We start from the raw sequence: 17,418 nt of genomic DNA on the forward strand, positions 1-17,418 counted from the left end.
AAGTAGTATTCTAAGTGTGTAAGCTGTTATATAAAAAATCTTAGTCCTGTACTAATCAAAAATGGAGGAGATTAGGATGACTCAAGTATTAGAAAATGTTAAAAACGCATGGGAAAACTTTAAAGGTGAAAAATGGAAAGCAGAGATTGATGTTCGCGATTTCATTTTAAATAATGTAAACGTTTTCGAAGGAGACGAATCTTTCTTAGCAGAAGCAACTGAAGCAACGAAACAACTTTGGGATCAAGTAATGGATTTAACAACAAAAGAACGTGAAAACGGTGGCGTTCTTGATATGGATACAAAAATTGTTTCTTCTATTACATCACATGACCCAGGATACTTAAATAAAGATATTGAAAAAGTAGTCGGTTTCCAAACTGATAAACCATTTAAACGTTCTTTACAACCATATGGTGGTATTCGTATGGCAGAACAAGCTTGTGAATCTTATGGATACGAAATGGACAAAGAACTTAGTCGTATTTTTAGAGATTGGAGAAAGACTCATAACCAAGGTGTATTTGATGCTTATACACCAGAAATGAGAAATGCACGTAAATCAGGTGTTATTACTGGTCTTCCAGATGCATACGGTCGTGGACGCATTATCGGTGACTATCGACGCGTAGCATTATATGGTATTGATCATTTAATTGAAGCGAAAAAAGCCGATTTGAATTTAACTGGTGGTGTAATGAGCGAAGATACAATGCGTTTACGCGAAGAGTTATCTGAGCAAATGCGTGCACTTCAAGAACTAAAACAAATGGCTGCTTCTCATGGTTTCGATATTTCTAAACCAGCAACAAATGCACAAGAAGCATTCCAGTGGTTATACTTCGCATATCTTGCAGCGATTAAAGAGCAAAACGGAGCTGCAATGAGTCTTGGACGTACTTCTACATTCTTAGATATTTACATTGAAAGAGATTTAGCAAATGGTACTTTAACAGAAGAAGAAGTACAAGAAATTGTAGATCACTTCATTATGAAATTACGTCTTGTGAAATTCGCAAGAACACCTGATTATAATGAATTATTCTCTGGTGACCCAACTTGGGTAACTGAATCTATCGGTGGTATGGCATTAGATGGTCGTCCATTAGTAACAAAGAACTCATTCCGTTTCTTGCATACACTAGATAATTTAGGACCAGCTCCAGAACCGAATTTAACAGTTCTTTGGTCTAAACAATTACCAGAGAACTTTAAAAACTACTGTGCGAAAATGTCCATCAAAACATCAGCAATTCAATATGAAAATGATGACATTATGCGTGCTGATTACGGCGATGATTACGGAATTGCTTGTTGTGTATCTGCAATGAGAATCGGTAAGCAAATGCAGTTCTTCGGAGCTCGTGCAAACTTAGCGAAAGCATTATTATATGCGATTAACGGTGGTAAAGATGAAAAATCAAAAGCACAAGTTGGCCCTGAGTACGCACCAATTACTTCTGAAGTACTAAATTACGAAGAAGTTATGCATAAGTTTGATATGACAATGGAATGGTTAGCGGGTCTATATTTAAACACATTAAATGTTATCCATTATATGCATGATAAATATAGCTATGAACGTATTGAAATGGCACTTCATGATACAAATGTTCTTCGTACAATGGCAACAGGTATCGCGGGTCTATCTGTAGTAGCAGACTCATTAAGTGCAATTAAATACGCACAAGTAAAACCAATCCGTGATGAAAATGGTATTGCAGTTGACTTCGAGATTGAAGGAGACTTCCCAAAATACGGTAACAATGATGATCGTGTAGATGAGATCGCTGTAAATCTCGTGAAAACATTTATGAATAAACTGCGTAAACATAAAACATATCGTAATTCCGTTCATACAATGTCAATTTTAACTATTACTTCTAACGTTGTATACGGTAAGAAAACTGGTAACACTCCAGATGGACGCCGTACTGGAGAGCCATTTGCACCAGGTGCAAATCCAATGCATGGACGTGATACAAAAGGTGCATTAGCTTCATTATTATCTGTAGCTAAATTACCATATGAAGATGCACAAGATGGTATTTCTAATACATTCTCTATTATTCCAAAAGCACTTGGTAAAGAAGATGATGTACAAGTACGTAACTTAGTATCTATGCTTGATGGCTATGCAGTAAAAGAAGGCCATCACTTAAATATTAACGTATTTAATCGTGAAACATTAATGGATGCAATGGAACATCCTGAGAAATATCCACAATTAACAATTCGCGTATCTGGTTACGCTGTAAACTTTATTAAATTAACTCGTGAACAACAAATTGATGTAATTAACCGTACAATGCATGAAAGCATGTAAATGAAAAAAGTGTCCCTTCGCTTTTAATACATAGCGAAGGGAGGCTGTTTCAATAAAGGAGGAAGTAACATGGTAAAAGGAAGAATACATTCTGTAGAGTCTTGTGGTACTGTTGATGGCCCAGGGATTCGTTATGTCATATTTACACAAGGGTGTTTATTACGTTGTCAATATTGTCATAATGCTGATACGTGGGAAATCGGTAAAGGTAAAGAAATAACAGTTGAAGAAGTGATGCAGGATGTGACATGTTACCTTCCATTTATTGAAGCCTCCGGAGGCGGTATAACAGTTAGCGGTGGAGAGCCATTATTACAGCTAGACTTTTTAATTGAGTTGTTTAAAAAGTGTAAAGAGGCTGGTATCCATACAACAATCGACTCTTCTGGTGGGTGTTATTCTGAGGAACCAGAATTCCAAAATAAGCTAGATATTTTAATGGATTATACAGATTTAGTTTTATTGGATTTGAAACATATCGATTCCAAAAAGCATCGTAAATTAACAGGGAAACCAAATGAACATATTTTACAATTTGCTCGTTATTTATCGGATAAGAATAAAGCGATTTGGGTACGACACGTATTAGTTCCTGGTGTTACGGATAATGAAGAGGATCTACAAAAACTATCTAGCTTTATTCAAAGTCTGTCTAATGTTCAAAAAGTTGAAGTGTTACCATATCATAAGCTTGGTGTATATAAATGGGAGGCGCTTGGACACAAGTACCCACTCGCAAATGTAGAACCACCTACTGAGAAAAATGTAGAACATGCTAAACATATTTTACAAGCGGTCTAATCCAAATATTGGATTAGGCTTTTTGCTTTCTTTACAATAAAATCTAGAGTATATATTGATAAAAGAGTATACTGAAAGTAGAATATCCATAATTTTGTACGGACTAAGTGGATAAATTTACATAATTGTAAAGGGAAATCAAAATAGTAAAAAGAATTAAGAAGTAAAAGAGTGAGTATCATGGAATAGAGAAGATTTGTAAGTTATTGCGAAAGCTCTTATAGGAAAGTATAATGTAAAGATATGAGCACAGATAGGATTAAGGGGTCAATCTTATATGCTTTGCATATCCACGACAGGTACATAGCTGAAAAGGGAATTATTAGAATCTGTTTATGTAATTTTTAAGGAAAATGTTTTTCCTATTGTCGTATATGCAATATGGAGAAACAAAAAGCTAGGAGTGGATTTGTTTGATAAAAAACCCCAAGGTTTTAATATTAACTGCACATTACGGTAATGGTCATGTGCAAGTAGCAAAAACATTAGAACAAACATTTCGCCAAAAAGGAATTGAAGATGTTATTGTATGCGACTTGTTTGGAGAATCACATCCATTTATAACTGACATTACAAAATATCTATATTTAAAAAGTTATACAATAGGAAAAGAATTATATCGTTTGTTTTATTACGGGGTAGAAAAAATTTATGATAAGAAAATAGCATCTTGGTATGCGAACTTTGGAAGAAAACGTTTGAAAACACTGTTACAGGTGGAGAAACCTGATATTGTGATTAATACATTTCCAATTATTGCTGTACCAGAATTGAAAAAACAAACGGGGATTTCAATTCCTGTCTATAACGTATTAACGGATTTTTGCGTGCACAAAATATGGATTCATCGAGAAGTAGATCGTTATTTTGTTGCAACGGATCACGTGAAAGAATTGATGGTTGATATCGGTGTACCTGCGGAACAAATTGTTGAAACAGGAATTCCAATTCGGAGTAGTTTTGAGTTAAAGGTAAATTCAGACATCATATATAATAAATATCAGTTATGTAAGAATAAAAAGATTTTACTAATTGTAGCAGGTGCTCATGGGGTATTAGGAAATGTAAAAGAACTATGCCAATCATTTATGTCAGTGCCTAATTTACAAGTAGTTGTCGTTTGTGGAAAAAATGAAGCTTTAAAACATGATTTATTAAGTTTACAGAAGCAAAATTCCGATGCATTAAAAGTGTTTGGGTATGTTGAAAATATTGATGAATTATTCCGAGTTACTTCTTGTATGATTACGAAGCCAGGCGGAATAACATTAAGTGAAGCAGCAGCGTTGCAAGTACCTGTCATTTTATATAAGCCTGTTCCAGGACAAGAAAATGAAAATGCGATGTACTTTGAAAAAAAAGGAGCAGCAGTTGTCATTCGCGATGATAGTGAGGTTTTCGCAAAAACAGAAGCATTATTACAAGATGATGTGAAGCTTCTTCAAATGAAAGAAGCAATGAAAAGCATCTATCTTCCAGAGCCAGCTGGTCATATTGTAGATGCAATTTTGGCAGAAAATCATGCAGAACCGCGTCATATACCTATTAAATCACCTGCTCTTGCACAATCTTTTACTTAATATGAAACCCTCTTTGTATATGTAAAGAGGGTTCTTTATTATTTTCAAAGAAAATTTAGCCAGTTATCCACAAAATAATTGCGCTTTCATTAAACAGTAAAGTCGGAATATTAACAACTATATCCACATTGTCCACAATTTTTAGAAAAATATCCACAATTAAAACAGCTGATATATGCTTTAATATAGAAAAATATTAAGTGTTTTTGAAAATTACTAACAATTGCATCAGTTTTGTGGATAAAGTTGTCCACAGCAAAAAGACCCCTTATGCATAAGCATAAGGGGTCTTTTTGCTTACTTCTATCAGTCGAGAAAATTATGTAATGAAAATGAATAATTAGGGGGGAAACTTCTAATTATTCATTTTCACTTTAAATGCTTTTCGAGCGATATCCTGCTGCACGATCTGCTTTTTGAAATTCGCGTTGATAGAGAACTTCTTGTGTACTAGATAATGTGTTTTTTGCTTTATCACGTTTCTTTTTATCCATTACAAATCACCTCGTGTCTTAAAGTTACTATTTATCGTTTCCAAAGACATGAGGGGATATACGCATATGGAAAATGTTAATGATTGATTATCATTTCAGAAAATTTAGATTATGCTTCTTTTAATTGATGAGCATCTTGGAAGGTTGTATCTCGCATTGTAGCAAGTGTGTATTGATCTTTTGGAATTTCATATAAGTTATATACTTCTTCGTTTGCGTTAATTTCATCATATACGGCTTTTCTTGTTTCATTTGCTAGATTCACATATTGCAGTTTTTCTGCAGCTTTAATAGAACGAATATTTATTTTACGAATACGCATGAAAATTGTTTCAATATCTAATTCATAGAAAAGTTCACTAAAAAATGAATCTTTTGCCAATTTATTATAGCCTTTTCCATGATATGGTTTGCCAAGCCATGTCCCGAGAAATCCAGCTTTTTCTTGCACATCAAATAAAGTAATTGTTCCGATAGGGTTACCCCATTCATCTAAAATTGTGCGTGAAATTAATTCACCACGCTCTTCAGCTTCAATCGTTTGTTTCGTTAAGAATAAATATTCTTCATAAGAATAAGCCTTTTGACGCACAAAAGGGAAGACAGCTGGATCCACCATTAACTCGTATAGAACGTGGCTGTCGTGTAAGTCGCGTTTTTTCAACATACTAACTCCTCCTCACACGAGGGTAGCATGACGAAAAAACACCCCACCCTCGAAATTTTTATATCAATCTTTAAAAAATTTCGGGGTGGGAATCGAACCCACTAGAACCAGTTTCTAACGCTGGTGGCGCACCATTTGCCTTCCCCATTCATCAATTTGAAAATGATAATCACGACACAAATTGATTATGGTTTCATTCAGTTTATAATCGTATAATACTTTATCTAGTCAAAAAAATAAACTAGTTTTTTTTATTTTTTTTGTAAATTATTTTTCCATCAATCATAGTTAGTACAGGCTTGGCTAAATAATGGAAAGGATGATGAGTCCATAACACGAGATCGGCGTCTTTTCCAACCTCGATGCTTCCAATTCTATCCTCTAACCGCAAATTTCGCGCTGGGAATATGGTGATTCCTTCTAGTGCTGTTTTCTCGTCTAACCCTTCTCTTACTGCGACAGCAGCACAAATATTTAAATACTGAATGGGTGTATAAGGATGGTCTGTTGTTATAGAAACTTCCACACCATTTTTGGATAATATATGGTAAGTATCCCATGTCTTGTTTTTTAGTTCGATTTTAGAACGGCGTGTCAGAGTGGGACCAACTGAAACCTTCAAATTGTGTTTCGAAAGCTCTTCAACAAGAAAGTGTCCTTCTGTACAATGTTCAATACGTAGATCGAGGTTGAATTCCGTTGCAAAGCGTAGCGCAGAACTAATATCATCTGCTCTGTGAGCGTGGATACGTACGGGTATTTCACGACGTAATGCTTTTAAAATAGGAAGCATTCGAAAATCAGCTTCGTGCCCGTAGTGTTGTGCTTCATAGAATGATTCCCGAAGTAACCCCATAATCCCCATACGTGTTATGGATTCTTTTGTTCCATTACTATGGACTTTTTTAGGGTTTTCTCCAAAGGCAATCTTTAAACCAGCAGGTTCTTGAATAATCATATGATCAATACAAGTTCCAGCTGTTTTTATTACACAAGTAGTACCTCCGATAATATTTTGACTGCCAGGCATAACGTGAACGGTTGTAATTCCATTTTGTACAGCGTCTTGAAAGGCGATATCGAGAGGATGGATTCCATCTAAAGAACGAATATGTGGTGTTGAAACTTCAGATGTTTCATTGGCATCATTTCCAGCCCAACCAGTACCTTCATCATAGAGACCAAGGTGAGTATGGACATCAATAAAGCCAGGTAAGAGATGGAGTGCTCGTGCATCTATAACGGTCATATCTTGAGTAGGTTGAATAAAAGGTTTGACCTCGGTAATTCGCTCTCCTGTAACGAGTACATCGCCTTGAAACTTTGGAGATGTAATAGGGTATACAATGGCTTGTTTGAGCAATATTTTCATAGGTACCTCATTTCTGTTACTTTATAATGCTAATGGAAGTTAAGGGAAAGTAACTGAAAGGTTATTTGTATGGTAATGCTTCGGATCCTAGAAAATGAAAGTTTTAAAAGGGCCCATGTAAAATTGTGTTTTAGAAGTACTACATTGTATGCGAAAGTATATTTTGTAATGCATGGTCTATTGCCGGAAATGTGTATTGGTATCCATGTTTAATTGCTTTACTAGGTAATACATGTTGCCCTTCTAGTACAAGTATGCTCATCTCACCTAATAAGGCGTGAAGCATAAATGAAGGGACAGGCAGCCAATGTGGTTTTCTCGTTGCAGCAGCGATGGTCTTTCCAAATTCCTTCATTCTTATAGGTGTTGGTGCTGTCATATTAAGAGGACCATCAATTTCTTTTTTGTGTATGATGAAATCCATCATACGAACGACATCGTCTATATGAATCCATGATAACCATTGTTTCCCAGAACCAATGGTGCCGCCGATATAGAATTGATAGGGAAGTAACATTTTTGGCAAGGCTCCGCCATCTGCACCTAATACAACGCCAAATCTTGTGTAAATTGTTCTTATTCCGAGAGAACATGCTTTAGCTGCTTCTTGTTCCCATAAAAATACTGTTTCTGCTAAAAAGTCATTTCCAGGAGTTTCTTGTTGCTCAGTAAAAGACTCTACTTCAGATGTTCCGTAGTATCCAATAGCACTTGCATTAATAAATGTATGTGGTTTTTTATGGAGTGCCTGCAATTGTTTAATGAGTCCTTTTGTTGTTTGAATTCTACTGTTTAAAATGGCTTTCTTTTGTTTCTTTGTCCATCTACTATTAATAGACTCTCCGGCTAGATTAATAACTACATCAATAGAAGAGAGGGGGAAGGTTTGTAAATCTGGTGTCCATTGAACATACTGAAGTTTAGGGTCGGAAGTTTCAGTAGTTTTTTTTCGTGTGAGGATGTAAACAGTATATCCTTTTTGAACAAAAAAAGTAGAAAGATATTTACCGATAAAGCCTGTACCACCAGAAATTGCGATTTTCACAAGTATTTCCTCCTCATTATATATATTCTTGAAAAGAAAAAATGTTCCTCGACTATGTTAAAATAATAGAGAGGTGAGAGTATGGCTGTCATTACAAAAATAGAAGTACAAAAACGATCGAAAGAACGATTTAATATTTATATTGATAAAGGCCAAGGTGAAGAGTACGGGTTTAGTGTGGATCAAGTAATCTTAATGAAACATGGATTACAAAAAGGCTTAGAAATTGATGAAATAGAGTTAGGAAATATTTTGTACAATGAAGAGGTACAAAAAGCATATTTACAAGCAATCTCCTATTTATCCTATCAAATGAGAACAAAACAAGAAATAGAAGATTTTTTACGAAAAAAAGAAGTGGGACAGGCCATCATCTCTGAAGTCGTTTCGAAATTATTACATGACCGATATATTAATGATAAAGAGTACGCTGTTTTATATACGCGAACGCAAAGTAATGTGAATCGAAAAGGTCCAACTGTTATTAAAAGAGAGTTGTTAAATAAAGGTGTTCAAGATTTACTTATTATGCACAGTTTACAAGAATATCCGAAGGAAAAGCAAATTGAGAATGCCTTGTTTCTCATAGAAAAGAAGAAAAAATCTTATCAAAAGCATTCTTTTTTACAAATGAAGCTAAAGTTAGATGAGATGCTTGTTCGAAAAGGATATTCTAGAGAAGTAATTCAAATTTGTTTGGAAGAATTGAAAGACGAAAGAGATGACGAAAAGCAACAAGAAGCGTTACACTATCATGGGAATAAATATTATGAGAAATATAAGAAGCATGATGGATGGACATTTGAAAACAAGATGAAACAAGCGTTATATAGAAAAGGATTCTCTATTGATGAAATTGAGATATTTTTGCAAATGAAACGCGAAGAGGAATGAGGAGAATAAGATGAATATGCCAAAACGCTACAGTGAAATGACACCGCATGAGCTAAGGGAAGAAATTGGCGCTTTGAAGGAGCAAGCAGTAAAAGCTGAGCAGCTTGGGATTGTCAATGAATTCGATGTATTAATGAGAAAAATGGCAATGGCTCGTGCTTATATGACGGATATAAACAAGTTCCGTATTGGTGAAATATATGAATTAGTAGAAGAACCTGGTGTATTATTTAAAATTACGTATTTCAATGGGGTATTTGCTTGGGGATATAAGCAAAATGATAATGAAGAGATTGGCATACCAATTTCCTTATTGCAAGAAAAATAAAAACCAGAGAGCACATATCTCTCTGGTTTTCATCTTTGGTAGGCGTTAAAGGAGATAGGAGATTCTAAAATTGGCGTTTTTTACATTCATTTGCCAATATAATGAGAGACTGGGTTTGTTGCGTCTGTCCGTTAACTTGCGCTTTTGCATGTTTTGGACGAGTCCACGTATGGTTAAATAATTCAGAACGACTATCTAAGCGATCACGGTAGCTCATCTTTATCACCTCGTGTAGGAAGTTAATTTAATTTGTACTACTCTTCCTGCTGATTTGCAGCACGCATACGTTCTTGTGGGTGCGTGTTAATTGTGCCGTTAGGTCGCTTCGAAGCGAAGCGTGATTTCGCTTTCGGCTGACCGTCGATTTTGCTGTTGTTTTTTGACTCAGACCAAAATTCGGCTTGTTTACCCATTGCGAAAGCCCTCCTCCTCATCAGTTGATACCTCTTTAAGAAGTATCACTTATAGAATGTGCAAAACAGAAGAAACTATCCTTTAGAAATGAAGGGATAAATAGGTAAAAGGAGATTAGAACATGAATGATATTTATGAAGCATTAACGAAAGAATTATTAGACAAGAATGATAAGCTTTCTTACGGACAAGCTCGTGCATGGGTTGAATTACTTTGGGAAGATTTTCAAACAACTTATGCAAAATCAGGGCGTTATCAAGGTGAGGAAATGACTGAGCAAGTGGTACGATCATGGATTAATAATCATGGTGTACGCCTTCATGAAATGCGTACAAACAATCCGAAGTATAGTCATTTAATTAATCAAGAAGATCATTTGAAACATTAAAAAAAGCGACTTGAGTCGCTTTTTTTAATGTGGAAGTAATTCCAGTTTTTTTCGAAGTTTTTCTTCACTAAAAATCCATCCTGTATAGGAACTAATAATATTTAAATTATGGTCGAGCTGAACAATCGCGACAAATGGATAATAATCTTTACTTCGATACCGTAAATCAATGAATCGTACTTCGTAATAATGATCATGATCAAAAATATCCCAGCGATATACAGGAGAGAAAGATAGGAAGGCCGAGATGTTTTCATCTTGTTTAGCTGCTCGCATAATATCATTGTCTGGGAACGGTACCCGATCGAACTTGTCATATATCATGATGTTACCACGGTGCCATCTCGCAACGTAGTAATAATCAGCTGTAACGACTGCTAAATGATAATGATAAAATCGGTAAGAAGGAGAAATGATAATCTTTTCGACATTTTTGAAACGTTTGTGTACAACGCTTCTTATATTTCTGTGCATCATAATTCGTCCGATATAGTAAACAATCATTAATATATATGCTGCTAAGGCAGTGTATCCTTTATGAGAACCGACGAGCATGCAAGCAATTGCAAGTATATGGATAAAGAAAATTACGGTATCGAATGTATTAATCACGCCGAGTGCGACCCATTTTTTTGTGAAAGGCCGTAATGCTTGTGTACCATAGGCGTTGAAAATATCTACAAAGACGTGAAGGAAGACTGCAATAAATGACCAAAGTAGTAGATGAAGATATGGAGCGTCTGAAAAGAAGGCGAAAGAGATGCCACTTATAAGGAATGACCAAAGAATTACCGCGGGAATGGAATGAGTAACTCCGCGATGATTTCTTATATATTTAGCGTTATTACGCAATTTTAAAACTGTGTCAATGTCAGGAATGTTGGAACCAGCAATTGTAGCAAGCATAACAGCTTGTGGGCCAATATCACTTTGTGCTATGGCTGGGTCTAATGTTGCTAAGCTACCTAAAGTGATACCCATAACAAGGTGAGTGGCTGTGTCCATAGAAATCCACCTCCGTTTTTTATTAATGTAACTCTTTTTATTCGATACCTCAAGTCCTTTGCCTTCAATTTCCTATGTCATCTTACTTAAATTTTTTCCTAAAATCTTTATAATAGTACTTATATGCAAAAAAATGAGGGGGATCAAGTTTGACACTTGAAATACTAAAAAATTTTAATATAGAGCAGTTTCAAAATGATTTAATTGGTTGGTTTGAAGAAGAACAGCGCGACTTACCGTGGAGAAAGAATAAAGATCCATACCGCGTTTGGGTTTCTGAAATTATGTTACAGCAAACAAGAGTAGAAGCTGTAAAACCATATTACGCAAATTTTATGGGGAAGTTTCCTACACTTGAAGCGTTAGCGAACGCAGATGATGAAGAAGTATTAAAAGCATGGGAAGGTTTAGGGTATTATTCTAGAGCACGTAATTTACATGCGGCAGTAAAAGAGGTAAAAGAAGTATACGGCGGGGTTGTACCAAGTGATGTAAAGAAAATTGAAAAGTTAAAAGGAGTCGGACCATATACAAAAGGTGCTATTTTAAGTATCGCATATGGTATACCAGAGCCGGCAGTTGATGGAAATGTTATGCGTGTATTATCTCGCATTTTATCAGTATGGGATGATATTGCAAAACCAAAGACTCGAAAAGTTTTTGAAGAAATTGTGCGTGAAATTATTTCGAAAGAAAATCCATCTTATTTTAATCAAGGTTTGATGGAGTTAGGTGCATTGATTTGCATTCCAAAAAATCCATCTTGCTTACTTTGTCCTGTACGTGAGCATTGCAGAGGATATGCTGAAGGTGTTCAAAAAGAACTACCAGTAAAAAGTAAAGCGAAAGCTCCTACAATGGTACCGCTTGTTGCAGGAGTACTTCAAACTGAAGATGGTCGTTACGTTATTAATAAACGTCCAAGTAGCGGATTATTAGCTAATATGTGGGAGTTTCCGAATATTGAACTTGGCGAAGGGATTCGAAGTCAGAAAGAACAGCTTATAGATTATATGAAAGAAAAGTTTGAGCTTTCGATTTCTATTGATGAGTACGCAATGAATGTACAACATACATTTACACATCGTACTTGGGATATATTTGTATTTTACGGAAAAGTAACCGGTGATATTGTTGAAACAGATACATTGAAACTTGTATCGAAAGAAGCATTTGAGCAGTTACCTTTCTCTAAATCGCATCGTACGATTTATGAGAGTTGTGTTGAGAAAATTACAATGCAATAAACAAAAAAGTGTTCCCTAAATTGGGAACACTTTTTTAATCGTAAGAAATTTTTGTCCCATGAGTCCAACTGGCATCACCTTCTTGTAAGCCGCCCCTTGATTCGATCTCTATTACAATTTCTTTATAAATACTTTGCCCTTCCGCATTTAAATAGGGCAAAATCTGTTGTAATGAATGATGAAAATAAGCTAATTCATCTTCTTTCCATTCGTTTTTTGAAAGCATCGTTAGTTCAGTCATATCGCGTCCTATATACATATTTCCACCTCCATTTTCTATAGTTTGAATGAGTAACAAGAGATATATGCGGAATTTTTTCAAAAGAAAATTACGGATAGCTTCTAGTTGAATTGGTTACATTATTGATTGTGGAGGTGAGAAAGATGAGTAAAAAACAACAAGGTTATAACAAGGCAACTTCTGGTGCTAGTATTCAAAGTACAAATGCTAGTTATGGTACAGAGTTTGCAACTGAAACAAATGTACAAGCAGTAAAACAAGCAAACGCACAATCAGAAGCAAAGAAAGCACAAGCTTCTGGTGCACAAAGTGCAAACGCTAGTTATGGTACAGAATTTGCAACTGAAACAGACGTGCATGCTGTGAAAAAACAAAATGCTAAGTCAGCTGCAAAACAATCACAATCTTCTAGTTCAAACGAGTAATGAAAGAAAAACACTTCTCCAATTCGAGAGAAGTGTTTTCTTTGTGTGCGGGTCATTGTAATGAAAAGAAAGTGAACGACATAACTTCTAATAAGTCAACAAATGTTGTCAAAGGAGAAGGAAGTTAAAGATTAGAAATATGTAATTAGGAATAATAACTGATGAATAAGTCCAAAAGGGGGTAAGTAATGAACGATTTTGATAAGTTGGTAGGGGAGCAATTAGAAACGATGGATGAGTTGTTAAAGTTACAAGCACATCTAGAGAAGTATCAACAAATTGAAATGAATGAAAAAGAAACGTGCGATAAAAAAGAACTGCATTTTATCCGTCAGGAAATATATAGAACAGAAGTAGCGTTGAAGATGTTACATGAGAAATTTGAAGAACAAACGAATAGTGTAATCCAATCTTTTGCAACTGAAAAAATGATTTCAAATTTAGGATAAGATATATTATTGCCTTCAGGTGAAAAGTCCTTCAAATAGAGAGGGGCTTTTTCTATTACATGTCCTCGTTTATAAATAATACAGTACAATCCTTGTGTTATGAGAAGATTGGGTATTATTGTATTCAACGATAAACCTCCTGCATATTCAGTGTGGAAAATAGAGTCTTATCCCTTTAGTTTTAAAATTTTGACAAAAAAGTTATAATAGAAGAAAAGTGAATGCCGTTCAAAGGGCATTTGCAGTTGAAAGAAGGGAGCATATATGGGATTTCCCAAAGAAGGAGAAAAAGTACAAATACATAGTTATAAACATAATGGCTCCATTCATAGAATGTGGGAAGAAACAACAATTTTAAAAGGGACACAGAGTCTTGTGATCGGAGCGAATGATCGTACAGTAGTTACAGAATCGGATGGCCGAACATGGATTACGCGTGAACCAGCAATTTGTTATTTTCATGCCAACTATTGGTTTAATGTGATTGGGATGCTTAGGGAAGAGGGCGTATATTATTATTGTAATTTAAGCTCCCCTTTTGCGTATGATTCTGAAGCATTAAAGTATATTGATTATGATTTAGATATTAAAGTGTATCCAGATATGACATATACGCTTCTAGATGAAGATGAGTATGAAAAACATAGTCAAATTATGCAGTATCCACCTGTTATCGATACAATTTTAAAACGAAATGTAGCACATTTAACACAGTGGATTCATCAAAGAAAAGGTCCGTTCGCACCAGACTTCGTAGATATGTGGTATGAACGATATTTAATGTACAGAAATTAAAGCAAACCTGCAGGGGGCTTCCCGGCAGGTTTGTCCTATTAGAGGGGGGATTATGTGCAGGGCATAAAAAGATATTTACAATTTGTTAAACCATATCGATGGCTTATCGCTATTACAATTATTATTGGACTAGTTAAGTTTGGTATCCCACTTATTATGCCGTGGTTATTAAAGTATATTATCGATGATGTAATTCAAGGCGGAGGTTCACTTCAAGATAAAACATCTCAATTAATAACAGCGATTGGAATTGCTTTTTTTATTTTTGCGGTATTAAGACCACCGATTGAATATTATCGTCAATATTTCGCGCAGCGTATCGCAAATACAATACTGTATGATTTGCGGAAGTATATTTTCGGTCACTTACAAAAGTTAAGTTTACGTTATTACTCCAATACAAAAACAGGAGAGATTATTTCGCGTGTCATCCATGATGTAGAACAAACGAAGGATTTTGTAATTACTGGTTTGATGAACGTCTGGTTAGATACTGCAACAATTGCTATTGCCATCATTGTTATGTTTTCTATGAATATAAAATTAACATTTGTTGCGTTATTGATTTTACCTATTTATGTAATTGCAGTGAAATATTTTTTCGGACGTCTTCGGAAATTGACGAAAGAGCGTTCACAAGCGTTAGCGACGATGCAAGGATATTTGCATGAACGTATTCAAGGAATGCAAGTGACACGTAGCTTTGCGTTAGAAGAGTATGAGGGGAAGCAGTTTGAAAAAAGAAATAATGAATTTTTAACGAAAGCATTAACCCATACAAGTTGGACGGCGAGAACATTCTCGGCAGTAAATACGTTAACAGATTTAGGTCCGTTACTTGTGATTGGTTTTGCAGCATATGAAGTAATTCAAGGGCAGTTAACGCTAGGGACGATGGTAGCTTTTGTTGGATATATGGATAGTTTATATAGTCCGCTTCGCCGCCTTGTTAATTCATCTACAACATTAACACAATCTTTTGCATCGATGGACCGTGTGTTTGAACTGTTAGATGAAAAATACGATATTGTTAATGTGCCAAATGCGGTACAAACGAAAAAATTAAATGGAGAAATTGTATTTGATAATGTTTCTTTTCGTTATAATGCAGATGAAAAAGAGATATTACACAACTTGTCATTAACTATGCAGCCTGGAGAGAAAGTAGCGCTTGTAGGAGCGAGTGGGGGAGGAAAGTCATCTCTTGCTAGTTTGATCCCGCGTTTCTATGATGTTTCTGAGGGAGCGGTTTATGTAGATGGGATAGATGTAAGAAAGTATAATATGAGAAATTTACGTAGTAATATTGGAATTGTACTGCAAGATAATTTATTGTTTAGCGATACAATTGGAGCTAATATATTATATGGAAATCCGAAAGCTACAGAGCAAGAAGTGATTGCAGCTGCCAAAGCTGCGCAAATTCATGATTTTATTATAGACTTACCAGAGGGTTATAATACTGTCGTTGGAGAACGTGGTGTAAAGCTATCGGGCGGGCAAAGACAACGTGTGGCAATTGCACGAGTGTTTCTAAAGAATCCGTCGGTACTTATATTGGATGAAGCAACTTCGGCATTGGATTTAGAAAATGAAAGGTATATTCAAGAGGCGCTTCAGACGTTAGCTGCTGACAGGACGACGATTATAATCGCACATCGATTAGCGACGATTACGCATGTTGATACGATTATTTACATTGAAGACGGTGAGATTAAAGAGACTGGTTCTCATGAAGAGTTAATGCGAAAAAAAGGATTTTATTACAATTTATATCAACTTCAACATATAACAGAAACAGCTCCTTTAGCATAAAAGGAGCTGTTTTTTTATTCGTCTTCTTTTCTATCATCGATTTGGAGTTCTTTTTCTGGTTTATGGTATGTGTAGAAGCTATCTACAAGTAAATCTAAATGCTCTACTTCTTCACTATAGTTAATAATGGAAGAAATAAGAGGGAAGAGATGTAGCCATGTTTTATATGCTTCTTCATCGTCCTTATTTTGATATTCCATAAAGATATCAATTAATTCTTGTTTACCTGTTTCAACTTCATCAAGCATCTCAACAGATTGTTGTTTTTTTGCTTTACCAATAAATTTTAATAAAACTTGTTCATGATAATGCGTTAATGAGTCAAGTTCGTTTTGGATAGATTCCTGAAACTCTTCCGGCATGTAACGCAGTTCGTTTTCAGTACGGTGTAATGATTTTAACGTACTTAAAGCACGGCTTGTTGTCGCTAACATTTGTCTGAATAAAACGAGCTTACGAATTTTTGCGAACTTTACTTTTTTCGTGTAGCTTCTTTCTTCTTTATACAGCAAATAGTAATGGTTTAATTTGATCATTTTTTCTTTCATACGATCAATATCAGTTTTTAGCGTTGTAAAATCAGAAGCTTGCCTGCTATTCATTCGAATCCATTTTACAATTTCTTCTGTATTATCAACGATACGATGATAAAGTTTTGTTTCATATTTCGGCGGCATAAATACTAAATTTACAAGTGAAGCCGCAATAATACCAATCATAATCGTCGCAAAGCGAAGTAAGGCAAAACTAAAGAAATCTTCGCCTTGATACTCCATAATGGCGATAACTGTTACTAAAGCAATTGATATTGTGTTTTCTAATCGTAATTGCAGTGTAAGAGCAATTACTAATATACATGTTAATCCAATAATAAAAGGATTATGTCCAAAAGCAGTAGCAAATGCGATAGCAAATATCGCACCGATTACATTTGCTTGAATTTGTTCAAGTGCGGTTAAATAAGAACGGTATACAGAAGGTTGAACAGCAAAGATAGCTGAAATTCCCGCAAATACCGGACTCGGTAATTGAAGTAAAATACAAGCAAATAAAGCTAACGTGATGGCAATACCCGTTTTTAAAATGCGAGCACCAAGTTTCATACCCTTAATAAGATCCTTTCTCTTGTCAT

The 17,418-nt window shown here is 35.2% G+C and carries 20 protein-coding genes; 11 read left to right on the forward strand and 9 right to left on the reverse strand.

Annotation, left to right across the window (positions count from 1 at the left end; genetic code table 11):
• The first annotated feature begins 76 nt into the window (after window positions 1-76).
• The 3 genes from pflB (at window position 77) to CQ064_RS17650 (ending at window position 4,707) form a co-directional block, all read left to right on the forward strand.
• Window positions 77-2,326 (forward strand): formate C-acetyltransferase, encoded by a 2,250-nt coding sequence (gene pflB, locus CQ064_RS17640; RefSeq protein WP_000195468.1) that lies wholly within the window; start codon window positions 77-79, stop codon window positions 2,324-2,326.
• A gap of 69 nt (window positions 2,327-2,395) precedes the next feature.
• Window positions 2,396-3,127: a pyruvate formate-lyase-activating protein gene (gene pflA, locus CQ064_RS17645; RefSeq protein WP_000238463.1), complete on the forward strand. Its 732-nt coding sequence runs from the start codon at window positions 2,396-2,398 to the stop codon at window positions 3,125-3,127.
• Window positions 3,128-3,540: 413 nt separating this feature from the next.
• Window positions 3,541-4,707, forward strand: coding sequence for a diglucosyl diacylglycerol synthase (locus tag CQ064_RS17650; protein WP_000594694.1), 1,167 nt, complete (start codon window positions 3,541-3,543; stop codon window positions 4,705-4,707).
• A gap of 374 nt (window positions 4,708-5,081) precedes the next feature.
• Here the strand turns inward: CQ064_RS17650 and CQ064_RS17655 are convergent, their stop codons facing one another.
• The 4 genes from CQ064_RS17655 to CQ064_RS17670 all read right to left on the reverse strand — a co-directional run bounded on the left by CQ064_RS17655 (window position 5,082) and on the right by CQ064_RS17670 (window position 8,285).
• Complete coding sequence (locus tag CQ064_RS17655; RefSeq protein WP_000358482.1) at window positions 5,082-5,201, reverse strand: YfhE family protein; 120 nt, start codon at window positions 5,199-5,201, stop codon at window positions 5,082-5,084.
• Between the two features lie 109 nt (window positions 5,202-5,310).
• Complete coding sequence (locus CQ064_RS17660) at window positions 5,311-5,868, reverse strand: GNAT family N-acetyltransferase (protein WP_000914737.1); 558 nt, start codon at window positions 5,866-5,868, stop codon at window positions 5,311-5,313.
• 241 nt (window positions 5,869-6,109) lie between these two features.
• On the reverse strand, window positions 6,110-7,240 hold the full coding sequence (locus CQ064_RS17665) for an amidohydrolase (RefSeq protein ID WP_000698297.1): 1,131 nt from the start codon (window positions 7,238-7,240) through the stop codon (window positions 6,110-6,112).
• Window positions 7,241-7,379: 139 nt separating this feature from the next.
• Complete coding sequence (locus CQ064_RS17670) at window positions 7,380-8,285, reverse strand: TIGR01777 family oxidoreductase (RefSeq protein WP_000684406.1); 906 nt, start codon at window positions 8,283-8,285, stop codon at window positions 7,380-7,382.
• A gap of 81 nt (window positions 8,286-8,366) precedes the next feature.
• Here CQ064_RS17670 and recX point away from each other — a divergent pair, with 81 nt between their 5' ends.
• Both recX and CQ064_RS17680 read left to right on the forward strand, forming a co-directional pair.
• Window positions 8,367-9,179 (forward strand): recombination regulator RecX, encoded by an 813-nt coding sequence (gene recX / locus CQ064_RS17675; RefSeq protein WP_000268513.1) that lies wholly within the window; start codon window positions 8,367-8,369, stop codon window positions 9,177-9,179.
• Window positions 9,180-9,189: 10 nt separating this feature from the next.
• Window positions 9,190-9,507 carry a YfhH family protein gene (locus CQ064_RS17680; protein ID WP_001057023.1) on the forward strand — a complete coding sequence of 106 codons (318 nt, stop codon included), beginning with the start codon at window positions 9,190-9,192 and terminating at the stop codon, window positions 9,505-9,507.
• Between the two features lie 64 nt (window positions 9,508-9,571).
• Here the strand turns inward: CQ064_RS17680 and CQ064_RS17685 are convergent, their stop codons facing one another.
• Window positions 9,572-9,724 carry a YpzG family protein gene (locus CQ064_RS17685; RefSeq protein WP_000122093.1) on the reverse strand — a complete coding sequence of 51 codons (153 nt, stop codon included), beginning with the start codon at window positions 9,722-9,724 and terminating at the stop codon, window positions 9,572-9,574.
• Between the two features lie 37 nt (window positions 9,725-9,761).
• Window positions 9,762-9,920: a small, acid-soluble spore protein K gene (locus CQ064_RS17690; protein WP_000517891.1), complete on the reverse strand. Its 159-nt coding sequence runs from the start codon at window positions 9,918-9,920 to the stop codon at window positions 9,762-9,764.
• Between the two features lie 122 nt (window positions 9,921-10,042).
• On the opposite strand from CQ064_RS17690, the gene CQ064_RS17695 reads away from it, so the two are divergent.
• Window positions 10,043-10,309 carry a YfhJ family protein gene (locus tag CQ064_RS17695; RefSeq protein WP_000998159.1) on the forward strand — a complete coding sequence of 89 codons (267 nt, stop codon included), beginning with the start codon at window positions 10,043-10,045 and terminating at the stop codon, window positions 10,307-10,309.
• A gap of 24 nt (window positions 10,310-10,333) precedes the next feature.
• Here CQ064_RS17695 and CQ064_RS17700 read toward each other — a convergent pair whose 3' ends face one another.
• Complete coding sequence (locus CQ064_RS17700) at window positions 10,334-11,314, reverse strand: metal-dependent hydrolase (RefSeq protein ID WP_000379115.1); 981 nt, start codon at window positions 11,312-11,314, stop codon at window positions 10,334-10,336.
• Window positions 11,315-11,463: 149 nt separating this feature from the next.
• Here CQ064_RS17700 and mutY point away from each other — a divergent pair, with 149 nt between their 5' ends.
• The gene (gene mutY / locus CQ064_RS17705; protein WP_000171383.1) at window positions 11,464-12,561 is read left to right on the forward strand and encodes an A/G-specific adenine glycosylase; all 1,098 of its coding nucleotides are present in this window, start codon (window positions 11,464-11,466) and stop codon (window positions 12,559-12,561) included.
• 34 nt (window positions 12,562-12,595) lie between these two features.
• On the opposite strand, the gene CQ064_RS17710 is transcribed toward mutY, so the two are convergent.
• Window positions 12,596-12,820 carry a hypothetical protein gene (locus tag CQ064_RS17710; protein WP_000275439.1) on the reverse strand — a complete coding sequence of 75 codons (225 nt, stop codon included), beginning with the start codon at window positions 12,818-12,820 and terminating at the stop codon, window positions 12,596-12,598.
• Window positions 12,821-12,945: 125 nt separating this feature from the next.
• Here CQ064_RS17710 and CQ064_RS17715 point away from each other — a divergent pair, with 125 nt between their 5' ends.
• The 4 genes from CQ064_RS17715 to CQ064_RS17730 all read left to right on the forward strand — a co-directional run bounded on the left by CQ064_RS17715 (window position 12,946) and on the right by CQ064_RS17730 (window position 16,286).
• The gene (locus tag CQ064_RS17715; protein ID WP_000039034.1) at window positions 12,946-13,227 is read left to right on the forward strand and encodes a gamma-type small acid-soluble spore protein; all 282 of its coding nucleotides are present in this window, start codon (window positions 12,946-12,948) and stop codon (window positions 13,225-13,227) included.
• A 188-nt stretch (window positions 13,228-13,415) separates the two neighbouring features.
• The gene (locus CQ064_RS17720; protein ID WP_000997578.1) at window positions 13,416-13,676 is read left to right on the forward strand and encodes a YgaB family protein; all 261 of its coding nucleotides are present in this window, start codon (window positions 13,416-13,418) and stop codon (window positions 13,674-13,676) included.
• Between the two features lie 264 nt (window positions 13,677-13,940).
• Window positions 13,941-14,471 carry a nucleoside tri-diphosphate phosphatase gene (gene ntdP, locus CQ064_RS17725; protein ID WP_000506627.1) on the forward strand — a complete coding sequence of 177 codons (531 nt, stop codon included), beginning with the start codon at window positions 13,941-13,943 and terminating at the stop codon, window positions 14,469-14,471.
• Window positions 14,472-14,525: 54 nt separating this feature from the next.
• Entirely contained in the window at window positions 14,526-16,286 is a 1,761-nt protein-coding gene (locus CQ064_RS17730) for an ABC transporter ATP-binding protein (RefSeq protein ID WP_001161605.1), read from the forward strand.
• Between the two features lie 14 nt (window positions 16,287-16,300).
• Here CQ064_RS17730 and CQ064_RS17735 read toward each other — a convergent pair whose 3' ends face one another.
• On the reverse strand, window positions 16,301-17,389 hold the full coding sequence (locus tag CQ064_RS17735; protein WP_000765788.1) for an aromatic acid exporter family protein: 1,089 nt from the start codon (window positions 17,387-17,389) through the stop codon (window positions 16,301-16,303).
• Window positions 17,390-17,418: the final 29 nt, after the last annotated feature.

It is taken from the genome of Bacillus sp. MYb78 (assembly GCF_002975115.1).
GTDB classification, from domain to species: domain Bacteria; phylum Bacillota; class Bacilli; order Bacillales; family Bacillaceae_G; genus Bacillus_A; species Bacillus_A cereus.